We start from the raw sequence: 18955 nt of genomic DNA on the forward strand, positions 1-18955 counted from the left end.
GATGGACCGTGCAACGCTCGCCGCCTACGACATGGAAGCGGCGACGTTTGCGCAGGACTGGCATGACCAGCCGGCCCCGACCGATCTGCACGACATCGTCACGCGTTTCTTCATCAAGGGCGGCTCGACCGTCGATATCGGCTGCGGCAGCGGCCGCGAGGTGGCGTGGCTCGATATCAATGGCTATCCAGCCGAAGGGTTCGATGCCTCCGAGGGCCTGCTCGCCGAGGCTCGTATGCGCTATCCGCAGGCCCGCTTCACCCACGCCGAACTGCCTGAGCTGCGTGGCATTGCATCCGGCAGCTTCGACAATGTGCTCTGCGAGACCGTGATCATGCATCTCGATCACGCGCTGATCGCGCCATCGGTCCGCCGCATGCTCGATATCACGAAGCCCGGCGGCGTCTTCTATCTGAGCTGGCGCGTGACCAAGGGCGCCGACATGCGCGATGCGCACGGCCGGCTTTATGCATCGTTCGATGCGGCCGAGGTGCGTGGGCAATTGGCCAAGGCCGTGCTGCTGCACGACGAGGAGGTCGTCAGCGCGTCCTCCGGCAAGGCCATTCACCGGATCATTGCGCGGAAGGGCGGGTAGGGCATTCGCAGATGCCGGACAGCGCAGGACACGAAAAGCCCCGCCCGGAGGGGAGGCCGGGCGGGGCTTTCATGTCCGGTCGGTCTTCGCGCAAATCCGCTTGCGCGGCGCCCGGACACATCATTCAGGCGATCGCGGGGCTGGCTATTCGACGACCTGAACGATGCGACGCGAGCGCGGCTCGACCAGCACGGTCTCGCCGTTCACGACGGTGTAGCGATAGGGCGTCGCGCCGAACCGTTGCGGGACGTCGTAGTAGGTCACGCCCGCGTCCGGCAATACGGTCCCGACCACGACGCGATCGGGGATGGTGTAATTCGGAACGCGCTCGCGCACGATGTATTCGCGGAATGCCGGACGTTGCTCGACCGTAATCCCTTCGTCACTCTCGACCGCAACCGGGGGACCACCGCGTACGACGCCAACCGTCTGCGCCTGTGCGGCAACAGCCGGTACCGTGATCGTTGCCGCAATCGCTGCAACGGCAAGTATCCTGTTTCGCATGGGCTCGCTCCTCATTTCATGCTGCACGGCGCCGGCCTTCGCCAACGCACACGGCGAGCCAATTCATCCGCAGCGACGATGTTCCGGAAAAACCGACGTCACATACGCGGCAATTTCGGGCAAATTTCGTGGGTGAGGGAACCTGTTGGCGCGTCAGGCGTCTTGATGTCGCAACTTGCTCGGCCGATAGAATGCCGCCCTCGATTCGAACTTCCAAAAAACCGCCGGAGAAATTTCAATGGTCATCACCGCTGCGCATGTGCCTGCCATCGTGGCTCTGATCGCGGGCATCCTGATCCTGGTCATGCCGCGGCTGCTCAACTTCATCGTCGCGATCTACCTGATCTTCATCGGGCTGGTCGGGATGGGCCTCTTGCGGTGGCTGCACATGTAGCGGGAAAGAGGGGTTTCGCGGCTTGCGCGGAACCCCTCAAAATGGTGTAAGGCGCGCATCTTCGACCCCTCTTTACGGATTGTTGTCTGACATGGCCAAAGCCGTCGCGAAGTCCAAGAAAGCTGCCGAGAAAATGGCAGCGAAATCAAAGCCCTCCGCTCCGGCCCGCAAGGCCGCGCCGCAGGCGCGCAAGGCCCTGAAGAGCGCCCCCAAGGCGGCGCCGAAGGCCGCGGCCAAGGCCGCAGCAAAGCCGGCCGCGAAGGCGCCGGTTGCCAAGGGAGTTCCGGCCAAGGCAGCTCCCTCCGCGATCAAGGCCGGCAAGTGGGTCTATACGTTCGGCGACGGCAAGGCCGAGGGACAAGCCACCCTGCGCGACCTGCTCGGCGGAAAGGGCGCCAACCTCGCGGAGATGGCCAATCTCGGGCTGCCGGTGCCTCCCGGCTTCACCATTCCGACCTCCGTCTGCACCTATTTCTACGAGCACGACAAGACCTATCCGAAGGAACTGAAAGCGCAGGTTGAGAAGGCGCTCGATTATGTCGGCAAGCTGACCGGCAAGTCGTTCGGCGATGCCAGGAACCCGCTGCTGGTCTCGGTCCGCTCGGGCGCGCGCGCCTCGATGCCGGGCATGATGGACACCGTGCTCAATCTCGGTCTCAACGACCAGACCGTGGAAGCGCTCGCCGAGCTCTCCGGCGATCGCCGCTTCGCCTATGACAGCTATCGCCGCTTCATCACGATGTATTCGGACGTGGTGCTCGGCTTCGAGCATCATCACTTCGAGGACATCCTCGACACCTTCAAGGACGGCCAGGGCTATTCGCTGGACACCGACCTTACCGGCGATGACTGGGTCGAGCTGGTCGGCAGGTACAAGGAAGCGGTGGCGAAGGAGACCGGCCACGATTTCCCGCAGGACCCGCATGACCAGCTGTGGGGCGCGATCGGCGCGGTGTTTTCATCCTGGATGAATGCGCGCGCGGTGACCTACCGCAAGCTGCACGACATTCCGGAATCCTGGGGCACCGCCGTCAACGTGCAGGCGATGGTGTTCGGCAACATGGGCGAGACGTCGGCGACCGGCGTTGCCTTCACCCGCAATCCGTCGACCGGCGAGAGCAAGCTTTACGGCGAGTTCCTGATCAACGCGCAGGGCGAGGACGTCGTGGCCGGCATCCGCACGCCGCAGGACATCACCGAGGAGGCCCGCAAGGAGAGCGGCTCCGACAAGGCGTCGATGGAAGCTGCGATGCCCGAGGCCTTCAAGGAGTTGACGCGGATCTACACGCGGCTCGAGAAGCACTACCGTGACATGCAGGACATGGAGTTCACGGTCGAGCAGGGCAAGCTGTGGATGCTGCAGACCCGCGGCGGCAAGCGCACCGCCAAGGCGGCGCTGCGTATCGCGGTCGAACTCGCCAATGAAGGCTTGATCTCCAGGAAGGACGCGGTGACGCGGATCGACCCGGCTTCCCTCGACCAGCTGCTGCATCCGACCATCGATCCGGCCGCCAAGCGCGACGTGATCTCGACCGGCCTGCCGGCTTCGCCGGGCGCGGCCTCGGGCGAGATCGTGTTCTCGTCGGACGAAGCGGCCAAGCTGCAGGCCGATGGACGCAAAGTGATCCTGGTCCGCATCGAGACAAGTCCGGAAGACATTCACGGCATGCACGCCGCCGAGGGCATCCTCACCACCCGCGGCGGCATGACCTCGCACGCAGCCGTGGTCGCGCGCGGCATGGGCAAGCCCTGCGTCTCCGGCTGCGGCACCATCCGCGTCGACTACGGCCGCGGCACCATGAGCGTGGGCTCGCGCACCTTCAAGACCGGCGACGTCATCACCATCGACGGCTCGGTTGGTCAGGTGCTGGCCGGCCGCATGCCGATGATCGAGCCGGAGCTCTCCGGCGAGTTCGGCACGCTGATGGGCTGGGCCGACGAGGTCCGCAAGCTCCGCGTCCGTGTCAACGGCGACACGCCCGATGACGCGCGCACCGCGGTGAAGTTCGGCGCCGAAGGCATCGGCCTGTGCCGCACCGAGCACATGTTCTTCGAGGAGACCCGCATCCGCACCGTGCGCGAGATGATCCTCTCCGAGGACGAGCAGTCGCGCCGCGCGGCGCTGTCGAAGCTGCTGCCGATGCAGCGCGCCGACTTCGTCGAGCTGTTCGAGATCATGAAGGGCCTGCCCGTCACGATCCGGCTGCTGGATCCGCCGCTGCACGAGTTCCTGCCGCACACCCAGGCCGAGATCGAGGAAGTGGCGCGCGCCATGAACACCGATCCGCGCAAGCTGGCCGATCGCGCCCGTGAGCTCGCCGAGTTCAACCCGATGCTCGGTTTCCGCGGCTGCCGTCTCGCGATCGCCTATCCCGAGATCGCCGAAATGCAGGCGCGCGCGATCTTCGAGGCCGCGGTCGAGGCCGGCAAGCGCACTGGCAAGGCCGTCGGCCTCGAGGTGATGGTGCCGCTGATCGCGACCAAGGCCGAGTTCGATCTCGTCAAGGCGCGGATCGATGCGACCGCGAATGCGGTCATGAAGGAGACCGGCGTCAAGCTGGGCTACCAGGTCGGCACCATGATCGAGCTGCCGCGCGCCTGCCTTATGGCTGGACAGGTGGCCGAGACCGCTGAGTTCTTCTCGTTCGGCACCAACGACCTGACGCAGACCACGTACGGCATCAGCCGCGATGATGCAGCGAGCTTCCTCGGCACATATGTCGCCAAGGGCATCCTCGAGATCGATCCGTTCATCTCGGTCGATCGCGACGGTGTCGGCGAGCTGGTGCGGATCGGCGTCACCCGCGGTCGCAAGACGCGACCGAATCTGAAGGTCGGGATCTGCGGCGAGCACGGCGGCGATCCGGCGTCGGTGGCGTTCTGCCACGAGGTCGGACTCGACTACGTCTCATGCTCGCCCTATCGCGTGCCGATCGCGCGTCTCGCCGCGGCGCAGGCCGCGCTCGGCCAGGCGATCGCAAGCCAGGCGTAAGCGACAAGATAGCTGAAATGGCCGGGACGATTTCCCGGCCGTTTATTTTGGCGTGCCGCGAATGCGCGCAACTGTTTCTTCATCATGTTTGTTGACCGGATATTTACCAATCGTGTCCGTCGCCCGTTTACCAATCCACGCGACACGATGCGCGAACGAACTGCGATCGCTTGAGTGTAGCGCGCGTGCAACGCTGATTAACCCCGCGGCAACCTAAACAGGTTAGCAACTAAAAAGGTCGAATTGCGCGGACGTACCGCGTTCGATTGCACTCTGGTAAGCGTTGCGTGAGCGTACGATGTTTGTGTTGCGTAACCAGCCGAAGGGCGCACGGCTCGCGCTCTTCGGCCTCGGTCTCAGCATCTTCGCATTGATGCCGACCGAGATCGGATATCAGGATATCGCCTCACTGCTTGCCCGGCAGCCGGGTGTCGCGGAGCGCTGGCAGAAGCGCGTCTTCGCGTCCGCCCTCGGCTCGATCCAGGTTGCCACCTACAGCTTCGGCCGCCCGATCGGAACGTCCGCGCCGCAAGCCCCGACCTTGCTGCTGGCTAGCCTCGACAATCGCAACACCGACGTTACAGGCGCGCTGACACACAACACGATCGCGGCGGCGCCGCCGCGCTACCAGGCCTCCGATTTTCCCAGGGTCGACCGCACCCTGAAGGGCGATCGCCTCGTCGTCGCGAAGCCCGATCCGGTCGAGCCGGCTGCGCCTGCCGGTGCTGCGCCGGCCAATTCCGATCCGGCGACGTCAAACTCGTCGGTGATGGGCATGAAGACCGCGGCCGCACCTGTCGACAATGCGCCGCTCGATCCCGAATTGCAGGAGGCGTTGCGCGCGCCGCCGCTGCAGCAATATGCGACGCCCTCGTCGTCGCAATACGACGTTTCACTGTCGCTCGAGGCCGACCCACTCGACGATCTCAAGCCTGCGCCTGCGACGCAGGCGCCTGCCGCCAATTCATCGGAGCCGCGTGATCCGTTCGCGTTCAAGACCGCGAGCCTGTTCTTCGGCTCGTCGCTCGGTTCGCCCGAAAGCATCGAAAGCTGGCAGCCGGGCGAGGCCCCGACAGTCGTGACGCCGGCGGCGCCGCCTGACCCCGACATGAAGGTGATGGCCTCGCTGCCGGTCGATGCCGACAGCCCGGTCAAGGCCGGCGAGATGGGTGAGAGCGTTGCGCCGAAGGGCGAGGTCAATGCCGACGACCAGCACAGCAAGACCCCGGCCGAACGGCTCGGCCTGTTCGACGAGAAGACCCGCGCCAAGTCGGAGAAATGCCTCGCCGAGGCGGTCTATTTCGAGGCCCGTGGCGAAGCGGTCCGCGGCCAGATCGCGGTTGCCCAGGTGGTGCTGAACCGCGCCTTCTCCGGCAAGTATCCGGAGACCGTGTGCGGCGTGGTCTACCAGAACAAGAACCGCCACTACGCCTGCCAGTTCACCTTCGCCTGCGACAACATCCCCGACGTCATCCGCGAGCCCGACATGTGGGACCGCGCCAGGAAGATCGCGAAGGCGATGCTCGACGGCAAGCTGTGGCTGCCCGAAGTGGATCGTTCGACGCACTACCACGCCTATTGGGTGCGGCCGTCATGGGTCAGCGAGATGAAGAAGACGTACAAGTTCGGCGTCCACACCTTCTATCGCCCGCGCGCCTGGGGTGACGGCAGCGATGCGCCGAAGTGGGGCAATCCGGCGGAGACCGCCGCGATCTCGGCGCAGCTCGCCGAAGCCGCGCAAAGCTCGGCCGAGCAGGCCAGCGCGAAACGATAGCGGCGCATCGCCCCCGCACATTTCCGGTCCATCCGTTTTGCAGGGCTGCCCTGCAGGCGAAGATTTTTTTCCATGGCCCCCTTGGGGTTTTCATGCAGTTGCATTAACTCCCCGTAACCTTGCGCGCAGGGGGCGCCGCGCGCGGAAAATGGGGATTGTTCAGATGGCCGTAACCACCGGAGACCTTCGTCCCACGTCCGCCACGTGGCGCACGCCGCTCGTGATCATCGTCTGCGGCTGTGCAATCGCCTTGCTGAGCTTCGGTCCGCGCTCGAGTCTTGGCTTCTTCGTGCAGCCGATGAGCCTCGAATTCGCCTGGGGCCGCGACATCTTCGGCCTGGCGATCGCGCTCCAAAACCTGTTATGGGGCCTCGGCCAGCCGATTGCGGGCGCGATCGCCGACCGCTTCGGCCTGTTGCGCGTCATGATCGTCGGCGCCCTGCTCTATGCCGTCGGTCTGCTGCTGATGCGCTACTCGACGACGTCATTGTCGCTCGACATCAGCGCTGGCGTGCTGATCGGTTTCGGCCTGTCGGGCTCGTCGTTCAATCTGGTGCTGGCGGCGTTCAGCAAGCTGTTGCCGCCCGAGCGGCGCGGCATCGCACTTGGCGCCGGCACCGCCGCCGGCTCGTTCGGCCAGTTCCTGTTTGCGCCGTTTGGCGTGGCCCTGATCGACAATTTCGGCTGGCAGACCGCGCTTGTCGTGTTCAGCGCGCTGATGCTGCTGATCCTGCCGCTGTCGCTCGCGCTCGCAACGCCGCCCGCTGCGACCACCAATGCTCCTGCCGCCGACCAGCAATCGTTCAAGACTGCGCTCGCCGAAGCCTTCGGTCATCGCTCCTATGTGCTGCTGGTGCTGGGCTTCTTCACCTGCGGCTTCCAGCTTGCCTTCATCACCATCCATCTGCCGGCCTTTCTTGCCGATCGCGGCATTCCGGCGTCGACCGGCGGCTGGGTGGTCGCGGCGATCGGCCTGTTCAACATCATCGGCTCGCTCGGGGTCGGGTGGCTACAGACGTTCTTTCCGAAGCGCTACCTGCTGTCGGTGATCTACTTTACGCGCGCGCTTGCGACCGTCGCCTTCATCTCGCTCCCGATCACGCCGTTCTCGGCGATTGCATTCGGCGCGGTCTCGGGGCTGTTGTGGCTGTCCAGCGTGCCGCCGACCTCGGCGCTGGTTGCGTTGATGTTTGGCACCCGATGGTTCTCCACGCTCTACGGATTCGCCTTCGTCAGCCATCAGGTTGGCGGCTTCCTTGGGGTCTGGCTCGGCGGCGTCGCGTTCGAGAAGTTCGGCTCCTACACGCCGATCTGGTGGCTTTCGATCCTGTTCGGCGTGCTGTCGGCGCTGATCAACCTGCCGATCGTGGAAGCCCCTGTCGCGCGCCCGGTTGCGCAGCCTGCCTGATGGGTTAAACATTCCCCGAAACCAAGGTTCGGGGAGTGCTTCATCGTGGCAACGTTCAAGGCAATCAGGATCGACAAGGCGGACAAGGGTACCACCGCCGCGCTCACGCAATTCGACGACGCCGAGCTGATGGACGGCGACGTCACGGTGCGCGTCGAGTGGTCGACATTGAACTACAAGGACGGTCTTGCGCTGACCGGCAAGGCGCCGGTGGTGCGTCGGTTCCCGATGATCGCCGGCATCGACTTCGCTGGCACGATCGAGCAATCCAGCCATCCCGACTGGAAGGCGGGCGACAAGGTCGTCTGCAACGGCTGGGGCATGGGTGAGACGCATCTCGGTGCCTATGCCGAAAGGGCCCGCGTGAAGGGCGACTGGCTGGTGCGGCTGCCTGACGGCATCTCGGCCAGGGATGCGATGGCGGTCGGCACCGCAGGCTACACCGCGATGCTGTCGGTACTGGCGCTGGAGAAGCACGGTCTGACCCCGAAGAGCGGTCCCGTCGTGGTGACGGGCGCCGCCGGCGGCGTCGGATCGGTCGCGATCGCGGTGCTGTCGAAGCTCGGCTACCACGTCATCGCCTCGACCGGCCGCGCGACGGAGGCGGACTATCTGAAGAGCCTTGGCGCCGCCGAGGTGATCGATCGCGCCGAGCTGTCAGGCCCGGCCAAGGCGCTGGCGAAAGAGCGCTGGGCCGGCGGTGTCGACAGCGTCGGATCGACGACGCTTGCGAATCTCCTGTCGATGACCCGGTACGGCGGTGCCATCGCGGCCTGCGGTCTGGCGGCCGGTATGGACCTGCCGTCGTCAGTCGCGCCCTTCATTTTGCGCGGAGTGTGCCTTCTCGGCATCGATTCCGTGATGTGCCCGATCGAGTTGCGTCGAGTTGCCTGGCGCCGTCTCGCCAGCGATCTGGACAAGGCAAAACTTGCTGATATCACTCATGAAATCGCCATCGGGGACGTCATCGGATACGGCCCGAAAATCCTCGATGGCCAGGTCCGGGGCCGGATCGTGGTAAAAATAGTCTGACGACGTTCAGACTTTACCAACGAAGCTGCTCCAATGTTGCCACTGTTGGTATGGTAAGCAGCGGGTAAAGAGACCTGCAGCATGATCTGGGGGCTCACGCAGTTGCGGATAGCGCCTGTGCAGGGATCATGCTCAGACTAAAAGCGGGAGCCCGCGCTCGTAAGTTGGAGTAGCTGCATGCTTGCGCGTTTGGTGTTGGGGGCCGTCACGGCCGGAGCGGTGGTCGTGCCGGCCTTTGCAGGCATGATGAATGCCGAAGAGGCCCGTAAGTTCGTCGCCGGCAAGGTGTTCTCGTTCACGTGCTTCGACGGCACTCGCGGCGCAGGCCGCATTCTCGACGACATGGGGGCAGCAGGCTCGGTCCAGTTCTCGGGCTCCGGCCCGATCCGCCACGTGCGGCTGCCCGGCAATACCCTGCAGATTCGCGGCCAGAGCGTGTGCGCCTCGTTGAAGGGCCTTCCGTTCGAACCCTGCTTCAATCTCGACAAGCAAGACGAGGTGTCGTTCCGCGGGTCGGTCTCCGGAATGGGATTCGCGTACTGCGACTTCCATCATCAGGGCGGGCACCAGATGTTGATGGCCCGCGCCGTGGCACGGCCGCGCCCGCTGCGTGCGCGTGAGCAGTCCCGTTCGGCGGATGCCACACCCACTGAGGTCACGGCGCGCGTGGAAACACCGCGTGTCGAAAGCAACAGGCTCGAGCCGGTAAAATCCGAGAGCAAGGCCCAACCGGCAAAGGTTGAAGGCGCACCGGAGTTGCGCCGCTCGACCGACTGACGCCGCGCCACTTCCGCACTACGACCAAATTTCCGGCCAAGCCGTAGTCATACGGATGGCGGCCTTCATGCCTTGGTAGCTACTCAATGTCCAACGTCCGCCCACAGAGCGGCGTTGACCCCGACGTTTTGAGCAGACTAATGGCGCAGTATTTTTTTCGGATCAGTCACGGCGATTACGCGGGCGCCTCCGATCAGGCCACGGAGTTCGAGAGCCGCGAGATGGCGTGGGCCGAGATGACGAAGGTCTGCAGCAACTTCCTCGGCAGCATCTCGCGCAACCTGAAGCAGGACAGCGAGTGGCACATGGAGCTGCTCGACGAAAGTCGGAATACCGTGTTCAGAATTCGGCTCGTCGCGGAATCCATCGACCGCCACCCGTCTGCGTAAGCGTTCTAGACCCATTTTTCGCTCCGATGAAATCCGAACGGAGCTTCCTGCCTCGGCACCCCGTCTTCACGCGAACCGCCATCCACGTCACTCGAAAACGCCCTATCCCTCCGCTTGCGGAACAGGCGGGGGCGGAGTTGGTGCCGTGACTTGCCTGCGAAACAGGATCCGCTGATACAGCCAGCCGATCGCGACCAGCACGATGCCGAGGCACATGAACGACAGGGCGCGATAGACGCCTGATAATGTCGACATGTCGATCAGGAATGCCTTCAGGATCGTCAAGCCGATGACAGCGGCGGAGGCGAGCCGCGCGCGCTGCGAGTGGACGAGGATTCCGATCCCGAGCAGCGCGACGCCGAACATCAGCCAGGCGATCGAATAGGTGTACTGCTCCGCACCGGTGGTCTCGCCGTAGATCAGAACCGGCCCGTGATAGAGTCTGCGGATCTCGAACGTCACGTAAGCGAGCGCAAGGATCAGCGCACCGGCCGCGATCGTATTGCCGTATGCCGCAGGACGATGGCCAGCCACCGCGTACGACAACAGTAGCGCCAGCACTGCCGGCAGGGCGTAGCCGAGCAGCAGCAGGTTGATGACGCTGCCGCCGACATCCGCGGACCACAGCATCGGATTCTCCAGGCCCAGCAGCCCGAACACGCCCGCAAGTCCGGCGAAGACCGCGAGCAGCACTGCGCCGATATCGTGGACGACGCTTCCACGGCGCAGCCGCAAGCGCTCCAGCCCGATCGCCATCGCAAGCGTCACGCAGACCTGCAGCGCGACCTCGGTCAGCCCAGCGGTATCACGGTATACGTTGCCGCCATTGACAGCGTGGCGGATCTCCATGAAGGCGAGCAGCACCGTGAACAGCACGGCGGCGGACTCGACCACGCGCAGCGGCACGTCGTCGCCGGTGTGGCGGAGCAGGCGGCTTCCCACCCAGAACGACATCGCAGGGATGCCATAGCCCCACAACAGCCAGTTGAAGATCGGCGTTGCGCCGACCGCATCGCCGACGATCCGCGGCTCATAGCCGATGCGCAGCACCACGATGCCGGCAAGGATCGCGGCGAGCCAGCGCAGGAACGGGATCGGTCGCTGCACCGAGAGCCATGCCGTGCCGGCCGAGACCAGTGCCAGCGCGATGGTGAGCCAGCCCTTGTCGAGCGCGAAGGTGAGCGCGAGCGCCAGCGAGGCGAGAGCGCCGGTAGCGAAGAGCGCGATCGAGGGTGACAGCTCCGGCCGCTCGCCGCGCCGCGCCAGCGCTTCGGTTGCGGCAGCAAAGGACGCAGCGAGCAGCACGGCTAGGATCGCGAACGGGATCGAGCGGTCGAGATGCGCAATGCGCGCGTAGAGCGCGACCAATAGTGCGACCGGTGTGAACACGGCCGCCGCGGCCCAGGTGACCGTGATCCTGGTCGCGGCGAAGCGCCGTTGCGCGAGGAAGCCGGCAACGCCAAAGGCGGCCGCGAAAACGGCGGCGCTGACGAGATGCAGCGAGACCGAACCATCGGTCGCCGACGGTCCCATGCCTGGGATCGCGCCGCCCGGCAGCACCAGCATGTCGACGTTGCGGCGCACCGCCCATTCGCCGAACACGATGAAGACGAAGGCCGCGGCGGCGCCCACCGCGCCTGCCGCTGCCGGTGCGCTCCAGGCGACGACGAGGCTGCCTGCCGCCAGCAGCGCGAAACAGATCATCGCGGCATCGGCGTGGGCGCTGTTCAGCACGATCATGACCGCGCCGAACAGATAGGCCGCGAGCGAACCCGACGAGATCGGCTCGATCTCCTCGCCATCGCCGCCCGGGCCGAGCATGAAGCCGCAGACCACAAGCAGCGCCGCAAGCAGGAAGCCCGCGATGACGTGGAAGGCGTGTGGCGCGACCATCCCGGGTCCGCATTGCAGGCAGGGGAAGGTCCAGAGCAGCGCGAACACGATCGTAGTGACCGCAAGCCAGCGCCACAGCCGGATGCGCGCAAGGGCGAAGGATGCCGCGGTGACGATCGCGAGATAGATGTAGAGCGCCCAGAAGTCGGGCTTGTCGGATGAAACCAGGATCGGCGTGACGAACGCGCCAACGACGCCGAGCCCGGCCAGCGCCGGTCCATGCAGCAGCGCGGCGGCGAGCGTGCCGAGCGCGACTAGCCCGAGCAGGACGAAGGCGGTTGCGGGCGCGAGGAAGTCGTACAGCGCATAGGCGGCGTAGACGGTCGCGAAGGCCACCGCCGTGCCGGCCGCGGTGAGGATCGCCGGGATATTGGCGATCGGCAGTGCGGCGATGTTGGAGATGTTCTCCTTGCGCCGCGTCCATTCGCCCGCGACAAGCAGCGCCAGCGCGAACAGGCCGCCGAGCATGGTGCGCACGGCCGGGCCGATCAGGCCGGCCTCGATCGAGTAGCGCACCATGAAGAAGCCGCCGAGCGCGAGCGTCAGGCCGCCGATCCAGACCACCCAGCGCGTGCCGAGGGTTTCCTCGAGGCCCGGCGCCGGTCCCGGCAGCGGTGGTGGCGCGGCACTCGGCGTACTGGGCTCGATGTGCGCCTCGGGTGCAACGGGGGCGACTTCGGGCAAAGGCGGAGGCGTCACCTGAGGCGCGGCCGGAAGCGTCTGCTCGAACTCCTGCAGCTGCGTCAGCGGTGGCGTGACCGGCCGTGCAGCCGATGCCGCGGCCTCGATCGCATCAAGCCGGCTGCGCAGGACGGCGACCTGGCTCATCGCCTTGCGCGCGAAAGCGATCGCCACGATGGCGAGAACCAGCGCGAGGAAGTCAAATGGCGAAGAGAACATGAGACCTCCGGCAAAACGCGCCGGACTCCTGGCCGGTTGGCATCCCGTCGCAATCTATTATGTGCAGTTCTGCGGACGGAAAGTTCAAGCGACCGGGCGTGGCACGTTCGCGCTATTCCAGATCGATCCGGAACGGGCGACCCTCGACGCTCATGCTGCCGGGCCCCATCGCATCGAGCGCGCGCAGCATGCGGCCGTCGCGCCCCAGCGCCTTGTCCGCGAGGCTGACGATCAGCCGGTTGGGCGAGGCGATCGGCGAGGCTTCACGGATCTGCCGCGCGATCGCTATCTCGTCGCGATGCGGATTGAGTGCGCAGGCCGCAGCAAACGCGCTCGCGGTCGAGCGGCTGATGCCGGCATAGCAGTGCACCACCATCGGGGCGCGGCGATCCCAGCAGCGCACGAAGGTCAGCACCTTCTCGATGTGTGCGTCCGTGGGCGCAACGAAACCGTCCATCGCTTCCGTGATGTCGTCCATCGACACCTTCAGGTGATTGGCTGCGAGCACGGATGGCGGCCGCTGCACCTGGTCGACATTGGCCATAACCGTGAGCACATGGCTGGCGCCGGTGGCCCGGACGGTATCGGGAAGCGCGGCAAGCGAGCAGACGTGGAGCATGGAGGTCCTTGTGTCGGGTGGCCCCGATTATAACGGCCGCCGCGGGGTGGGCAAAGGCGCGATGCGATGTGCCCACCCTGCGTCCTGCGGCGGAACTTGCCTGCCCTGCATTTTAAGGCGCTACTGAAGCAGCGCCTTGAAGCGCTCGAGGAACTGTTTCTCAGCCCTGGCCGCGGTCCACGGCGTCAGGTAGTCGCGCTCGGTCGCTTCGGGCAATCCGGGATCGCGGCCGAACAGGCGCCTGGCCTCGGCTTGCGAGAAGCCCGCAAGGCGGGTTGCCTCGAGATAGGCAGCGCCGCGGTCGGCAGCCTTGATCTGCTGGGTGATCTCGTCGGCGAGCACCGCGGGCAGGCCGAAGCGGATATGGATCGCGGACAACAGCCGCTTCTCCACCACCTTGTAGTCGCCGCCAAGCACCGCCTTGAACGGCGAGATCATGTCGCCGATGACGTACTCGGGGGCATCGTGCAGCATCGCGGCGAGGCGATAGCGCGCATCGACGCGCGGCATCTGCTGGCGCATCACGGCCTCGACCAGGAGCGTATGCTGCGCCACCGAGAAGATATGCGCCCCGCTGGTCTGTCCGTTCCAGCGCGCGACCCGCGCCAGCCCATGCGCGATGTCGACGATCTCTATGTCGAGCGGCGACGGGTCGAGCAGGTCGAGCCGGCGCCCCGACAGCATCCGCTGCCAGGCGCGGGCGGTCTCGATCGAATTGCGCGCGGTCATTTCGCCTTGAGCCGTGGCGTGCGGACCTTGCCGCTGCAAGCCTTGTGACAAAAGCAGGTGACAAGATGATCGTTGACCATCCCGGTCGCCTGCATGAAGGCATACACGATGGTGGGACCGACGAACTTGAAGCCGCGGGCGCCGAGCTCCTTGGAGATCTTGATCGAAACCGGCGTCGAGGCCGGCACGCTCGCGGTGGTCTTGAACTGGTTGACCTTCGGCTTGCCGTCGACGAAGTCCCAGAGGAATTTCGAGAAGCCCGGACCTTCTTCCATGATCTCCAGGTAAGCCTTCGCGCTTGCCACCGTGCCCTCGATCTTGGCGCGGTTGCGAACGATGCCTGCATCGTTCATCAGCGCATGCACCTTCTTGTCGCCGTAGCGCGCGATCTTCTCGGGTTGGAAATCGTCGAACGCTTTGCGGAAATTCTCGCGCTTGCGCAGGATCGTGATCCAGGACAGGCCGGCCTGGAAGCCGTCGAGGATAAGCTTTTCATAGAGCGCGCGGTCGTCATATTCCGGCACGCCCCATTCACTGTCGTGATAGGCCATGTAGAACGGGTCTTCACCCGGCCACGGGCATCGTGTCTTGCCGTCGGGATGCAGGCGCGCGGAACGGCTCATGCGACGGTCTGCTTCGGCGGGGTGCGGACGACGTCGGGCTCGGCGAGGTGCAGCGACAGTCCACCGGCGGTCAGCGGCAGGCCTGCATCGAGCGCATCGGCAACACGATCGATGCGGACCAATGCAAGGCCGTTCTGGCCTGCACTCGAGCCGATGGTGCCGACCTGCTTGTCACCGGCCAGGATGGTTGCGCCGGCCTCAGGTGAGGGGCCGTCGAGGATGACCTTCACCGTGCGGGTGCGCGCCGTGCCACGGTGCTGCATGCGCGACACCACCTCCTGGCCGACATAGCAACCCTTGTCGAAATCCACGCCGTGGAGGTGGTCCATGTTGGTCTCGTGCGGAAAGGCGTCACCATAGATGAAATCGAGTCCGCCGCGCGGCACGCCGGTCGCGATGCGATGCGCCTCATAGGCGGCACTGTCGACAAGATCGGCGCCGATCAATTCGGCGAGCTTCTGCTTCAGATCCTCCGGGACCAGGATGCGCCAGCCGAGCGCCGCATTGCGCGGGTCAGCGTAGGCGAGATCCACCGTCATCGTCGCGTCGCCGTCCCAGGCGGCCAGCACGCCGAGGCTATCGGAGAGGTTCTCGACGACGACCTTGGCGCGCAGCTTGTAGAAGCCGAGCTTGTCGGCGAGCGCCTTGGCCAGCGCGCGTGGTGCGTCGATCAGGAAGCCGCCGCCGTGGCCGGCAGGTATCTCGGTGATCAGGAAATCGACGATGATCTTGCCCTGCGGCGTCAGCAGTGCGCCGAACCGGGCCAGCCCCGGGCGCAGCTCGCCGATGTCGGTCGTGATGAGCCCGTTGAGGAAATTGCGGGCGTCCTCGCCAGAGACCTTCACCACGCCCCGATCAGGAAGAAACGCTGCTTTCATTCGAAAATTTGGCTCTTTTCCAAGTTCCTTGGGAAACGGGCTGATCGCCGATATCCCCTGCCAAGCTAAGGCGCTAGAGTGCTCCGAACAAGGCCCGCGCGACAGCGGAAAGCGGGCGCCGAGGACCGATGAATCAGCGTTTTGACACCATTCTAAAATCCGGCACCGTGGTCAATCAGGACGGCGAGGGTCTGCGCGATATCGGCATAGTCGATGGCCGCATCAGCGCGATCGGCTCACTCGCCCAAGCCTCGGCCGGCGAGGTGATCGACTGCAAGGGCCTGCACATCCTGCCCGGCGTCATGGATACCCAGGTGCATTTCCGCGAGCCAGGCCTGACCCACAAGGAGGATCTGGAGACGGGATCGCGCAGCGCCGTGATGGGCGGTGTCACGGCCGTGTTCGAGATGCCGAACACCAATCCGCTCACGGTGACGGAAGCGGCCTTCGGCGACAAGATCAAGCGCGCGCATCACCGCATGCACTGCGATTTCGCGTTCTTCATCGGCGGCACGCGCGAGAACGTGCAGGACCTGCCGGAGTTCGAGCGGGCGCCGGGCTGCGCCGGCGTCAAGGTCTTCATCGGCTCGTCCACCGGAGCGCTCCTGGTCGAGGACGATGCGAGCCTGCGGCGGATCTTCCAGGTGATCCGGCGCCGCGCCGCGTTCCATGCCGAGGACGAATATCGCCTCAACGAGCGCAAGCCGCTGCGCGTCGAGGGTGACCCACGCTCGCATCCGGTTTGGCGTGACGAGGTGGCGGCGCTGATGGCGACCGAGCGTCTGGTCAAGCTGGCGCGCGAGACCGGCAAGCGCATTCACGTGCTTCATATCTCGACCAAGGAAGAGATTCTCTATCTGCGCGACCATAAGGACGTCGCGTCCTGCGAGGCGACGCCGCATCACCTGACCATGGCTGCGCCCGAATGCTACGAGCGGCTCGGCACGCATGCACAGATGAATCCGCCGGTGCGCTCGGCCGATCATCGCGCCGGCATCTGGTACGGCATCGAGCAGGGCATTGTCGACGTGCTCGGTTCGGATCACGCGCCGCATACGCTCGAAGAGAAGGCGAAGACCTATCCGGCGTCGCCCTCGGGGATGACCGGCGTGCAGACGCTGGTGCCCTTGATGCTCGACCACGTCAATGCGGGCCGGCTGTCGCTGGCGCGCTTTGTCGACCTGACCAGTGCCGGGCCGGCGCGCCTGTTCAACATCGCCTGCAAGGGCCGCATCGCGGCGGGCTATGACGCCGACTTCACCATCGTCGACCTCAAGCGCAGCGAGGCCATCACCAACAAATGGATAGCTTCGCGCGCAGGCTGGACGCCCTATGACGGCGTGCGCGTTCAGGGTTGGCCGGTCGGCACCTTCGTGCGCGGCCGACGCGTGATGTGGCAGGGCGAACTGACGGCAGCCTCGCTCGGGGAACCGGTGCGGTTCCTGGAGACGTTGAAGCCGTAATTGCTTCCTGGAATCTACTGCCTGGCCAGCACCAGCGAGAACTCGCCGTTGCGCACGCGTGCGGGCAAGCCTTCTGCGAATTTGGCGACCGCGTCCTCACCATAGGTGGAGACGAGCTCGGCCAGCGCGGCAAACAGGCTCGCCTGCGCCAGGCAATCGCCATCGACGCCGTCATGACGCGCTTCCGCCCAGGCCTCGTTGAGATAGCTCAGCGCGGCCTGCTTCTGCTCGTGATCTGGGCGCGGGTCGTCGTCGTGGTGGAAGGAAAAAGACGCTGGGTGGCGCATGCAACTCATCAAAATGTGTGCGCAGTCCGGACGCGAACCGCGCGAGGCCGTCGAGATGTAGCACGCATGTGGATACCGGCTAGCCCATTTCTTTAAGAAAGGTTAACGCCGCTTCACGCATTTGAAGGGGAATTCCGGACGGTGGCCGACGCTCAGCCGAAAGAGCTGTGGATATGATCGAGCACCGCGCGCGGCGAGGCGCAGAGATGGCTCGCGCCCGCCTCGATCAGCTCCTCGGCGCTGCCGTAGCCATAGGTGACGCCGACCGCGCGGATGCCGTTGCGTCTTGCGCCGATCACGTCGTGGCTGCGGTCGCCGATCATCACGGCGTGCGCGGGGTCGACGCCGGTCTGCTCGATCGCGTAGCCGAGCAGGTCGACCTTGTTGACGCGAGTGCCGTCGAGCTCGGACCCGAACACGTGCTCGAAATAGTCCGACAGGCCGAAATGCGCGATGATCCGCGCCGCGAAGACGTGCGGCTTGCTGGTGGCCACGAACACGCGGCGCGGCGTTTCGTGCAGCGCGGCCAGCACGTGCTCGATGTCGGGATAGACGCTGTTCTCGAACAGCCCGACATCGCTGAACCGCTCGCGGTAGAGCTCAACCGCGCGGTCGGCGAATTCCTCGCCGCCGAGCAGCGCCGCGAAGCTCGCCCGCAAGGGCGGCCCGATGCACCAGGTCAATTCGTCCTGCGAGGGAACCACGCGGTCAAGCTTGCGCAGCGCATACTGGATCGAGCCGGTGATGCCGGGCTTCGGGTCGGTCAGCGTGCCGTCGAGGTCGAAGAAGATCACGGGCTCAGTTGGCATAACGGGCCGTCAGGTCGCGTGAGATTTTCGAGCCCTCCTCGATGTAGCGGCGGATGGCGACCGTGGCAGCCGGCGTGCAGGTGCGGTAGGTCTGCTGGAAGCCGTTATACCCGCGGTTGAAGCCGGCGATCATGCGCGCACGGCGGTCGCCCGAAGGGGTTTCGGCATCGATCAGCGCCTGCATCTCGTTGCGCCATTTCGCGCCTTCATTGGCGCCGCAGATTCCGCGCAGGTAGTGCAGGGTGCCAAGGATCTCGGCCAGCCGCTGCAAGTCTCCATCGAACGGCGCAGCCGCGTCCTGCGCCCGGGCGGGCGTCACAGGGCATGCCGACATCAGGATCACAGCGGCCAGGACCAGCCTGGAAAAATGCTTGGACATCAGGGGTTCCGAAACGGCCGTGGTATGCCCCCTCAATGCGCCCGAGGCAAGGCGGTCAGAGCCCGGAATCCGGGCTCAAACCAGGCTCCGGGCGGCCGCGATCACCTCGTGGAGCCCGCCGGTGACCTTGAGATCGCCGATCTCCTCCGGCGCCAGCCATTTGAAATCGTCGTGCTCGTGGTTCAGCACCGGTTCCCGGGACGACCAGCGTGCCGCGAACGACATGATCAGGTAGTGCCCGCCGCCCGAACTGGTCGGCAGCACCTCGCGCCAGCCGGCGAGCCCCAGGATCTCGATCCGCAGGCCAGTCTCCTCGTCGACCTCCCGGTGCAGGGCTGTGTGCAGCGATTCGCCGAATTCGACACGGCCGCCGGGCAGCGAATAGAACCCCTTGCCGGGCGAGCGTGCGCGACGCACCAGCAGCACCTTGCCGTCGCGGAAGATCACGCCGGAAACGGCCAGTTGCGGGCGGGACGGGGGTTCGGGAGAGGTCAAGGTCGTCGGAAACCG

19 protein-coding genes are annotated in these 18955 nt (G+C 65.5%); 9 read left to right on the forward strand and 10 right to left on the reverse strand.

Annotated elements, in window-relative coordinates:
* The first annotated feature begins 1 nt into the window (after window position 1).
* Window positions 2-595 carry a bifunctional 2-polyprenyl-6-hydroxyphenol methylase/3-demethylubiquinol 3-O-methyltransferase UbiG gene (locus tag JQ586_RS04695; RefSeq protein WP_212393318.1) on the forward strand — a complete coding sequence of 198 codons (594 nt, stop codon included), beginning with the start codon at window positions 2-4 and terminating at the stop codon, window positions 593-595.
* A gap of 144 nt (window positions 596-739) precedes the next feature.
* Here the strand turns inward: JQ586_RS04695 and JQ586_RS04700 are convergent, their stop codons facing one another.
* Window positions 740-1099: a DUF1236 domain-containing protein gene (locus JQ586_RS04700; RefSeq protein WP_212393319.1), complete on the reverse strand. Its 360-nt coding sequence runs from the start codon at window positions 1097-1099 to the stop codon at window positions 740-742.
* A 238-nt stretch (window positions 1100-1337) separates the two neighbouring features.
* On the opposite strand from JQ586_RS04700, the gene JQ586_RS04705 reads away from it, so the two are divergent.
* The 7 genes from JQ586_RS04705 (at window position 1338) to JQ586_RS04735 (ending at window position 9865) form a co-directional block, all read left to right on the forward strand.
* Complete coding sequence (locus tag JQ586_RS04705; protein WP_082077225.1) at window positions 1338-1493, forward strand: DUF3096 domain-containing protein; 156 nt, start codon at window positions 1338-1340, stop codon at window positions 1491-1493.
* Between the two features lie 91 nt (window positions 1494-1584).
* The gene (ppdK, locus tag JQ586_RS04710; protein ID WP_212393320.1) at window positions 1585-4485 is read left to right on the forward strand and encodes a pyruvate, phosphate dikinase; all 2901 of its coding nucleotides are present in this window, start codon (window positions 1585-1587) and stop codon (window positions 4483-4485) included.
* Between the two features lie 298 nt (window positions 4486-4783).
* Entirely contained in the window at window positions 4784-6259 is a 1476-nt protein-coding gene (locus JQ586_RS04715) for a cell wall hydrolase (RefSeq protein WP_212393321.1), read from the forward strand.
* A 163-nt stretch (window positions 6260-6422) separates the two neighbouring features.
* Window positions 6423-7667, forward strand: a complete 1245-nt coding sequence (locus JQ586_RS04720) for an MFS transporter (RefSeq protein WP_212393322.1) — start codon at window positions 6423-6425, stop codon at window positions 7665-7667.
* Between the two features lie 45 nt (window positions 7668-7712).
* Complete coding sequence (locus JQ586_RS04725) at window positions 7713-8699, forward strand: MDR family oxidoreductase (RefSeq protein WP_212393323.1); 987 nt, start codon at window positions 7713-7715, stop codon at window positions 8697-8699.
* A 177-nt stretch (window positions 8700-8876) separates the two neighbouring features.
* Entirely contained in the window at window positions 8877-9476 is a 600-nt protein-coding gene (locus JQ586_RS04730; RefSeq protein ID WP_212393324.1) for a hypothetical protein, read from the forward strand.
* Window positions 9477-9562: 86 nt separating this feature from the next.
* The gene (locus JQ586_RS04735) at window positions 9563-9865 is read left to right on the forward strand and encodes a DUF6894 family protein (RefSeq protein ID WP_409410957.1); all 303 of its coding nucleotides are present in this window, start codon (window positions 9563-9565) and stop codon (window positions 9863-9865) included.
* A 102-nt stretch (window positions 9866-9967) separates the two neighbouring features.
* Here JQ586_RS04735 and JQ586_RS04740 read toward each other — a convergent pair whose 3' ends face one another.
* The 5 genes from JQ586_RS04740 to JQ586_RS04760 form a co-directional block, all read right to left on the reverse strand.
* Window positions 9968-12658 carry a DUF2339 domain-containing protein gene (locus JQ586_RS04740; protein ID WP_212393325.1) on the reverse strand — a complete coding sequence of 897 codons (2691 nt, stop codon included), beginning with the start codon at window positions 12656-12658 and terminating at the stop codon, window positions 9968-9970.
* Between the two features lie 112 nt (window positions 12659-12770).
* Window positions 12771-13277 carry a tyrosine phosphatase family protein gene (locus tag JQ586_RS04745; RefSeq protein WP_212393326.1) on the reverse strand — a complete coding sequence of 169 codons (507 nt, stop codon included), beginning with the start codon at window positions 13275-13277 and terminating at the stop codon, window positions 12771-12773.
* Between the two features lie 120 nt (window positions 13278-13397).
* Entirely contained in the window at window positions 13398-14006 is a 609-nt protein-coding gene (locus JQ586_RS04750) for an HD family hydrolase (protein WP_212393327.1), read from the reverse strand.
* Window positions 14003-14629, reverse strand: a complete 627-nt coding sequence (locus JQ586_RS04755; protein WP_212393328.1) for a DNA-3-methyladenine glycosylase I — start codon at window positions 14627-14629, stop codon at window positions 14003-14005. Before JQ586_RS04755 ends, JQ586_RS04750 begins: the two co-directional genes overlap by 4 nt.
* The gene (locus JQ586_RS04760; RefSeq protein WP_212393329.1) at window positions 14626-15507 is read right to left on the reverse strand and encodes a folate-binding protein YgfZ; all 882 of its coding nucleotides are present in this window, start codon (window positions 15505-15507) and stop codon (window positions 14626-14628) included. Before JQ586_RS04760 ends, JQ586_RS04755 begins: the two co-directional genes overlap by 4 nt.
* Window positions 15508-15635: 128 nt before the next feature.
* On the opposite strand from JQ586_RS04760, the gene JQ586_RS04765 reads away from it, so the two are divergent.
* Window positions 15636-16970, forward strand: coding sequence for a dihydroorotase (locus JQ586_RS04765; protein ID WP_212393330.1), 1335 nt, complete (start codon window positions 15636-15638; stop codon window positions 16968-16970).
* Window positions 16971-16984: 14 nt separating this feature from the next.
* Here the strand turns inward: JQ586_RS04765 and JQ586_RS04770 are convergent, their stop codons facing one another.
* The 4 genes from JQ586_RS04770 to JQ586_RS04785 form a co-directional block, all read right to left on the reverse strand.
* Entirely contained in the window at window positions 16985-17257 is a 273-nt protein-coding gene (locus tag JQ586_RS04770) for a hypothetical protein (protein WP_212393331.1), read from the reverse strand.
* Window positions 17258-17409: 152 nt separating this feature from the next.
* Window positions 17410-18066, reverse strand: coding sequence for an HAD family hydrolase (locus JQ586_RS04775; RefSeq protein ID WP_212393332.1), 657 nt, complete (start codon window positions 18064-18066; stop codon window positions 17410-17412).
* Window positions 18056-18445, reverse strand: coding sequence for a TIGR02301 family protein (locus tag JQ586_RS04780; RefSeq protein WP_212393333.1), 390 nt, complete (start codon window positions 18443-18445; stop codon window positions 18056-18058). Before JQ586_RS04780 ends, JQ586_RS04775 begins: the two co-directional genes overlap by 11 nt.
* A 75-nt stretch (window positions 18446-18520) precedes the next feature.
* Window positions 18521-18940 (reverse strand): NUDIX hydrolase, encoded by a 420-nt coding sequence (locus JQ586_RS04785; protein WP_212393334.1) that lies wholly within the window; start codon window positions 18938-18940, stop codon window positions 18521-18523.
* Window positions 18941-18955: the final 15 nt, after the last annotated feature.

This window comes from Bradyrhizobium jicamae, from assembly GCF_018130215.1.
Lineage (GTDB): Bacteria > Pseudomonadota > Alphaproteobacteria > Rhizobiales > Xanthobacteraceae > Bradyrhizobium > Bradyrhizobium jicamae_A.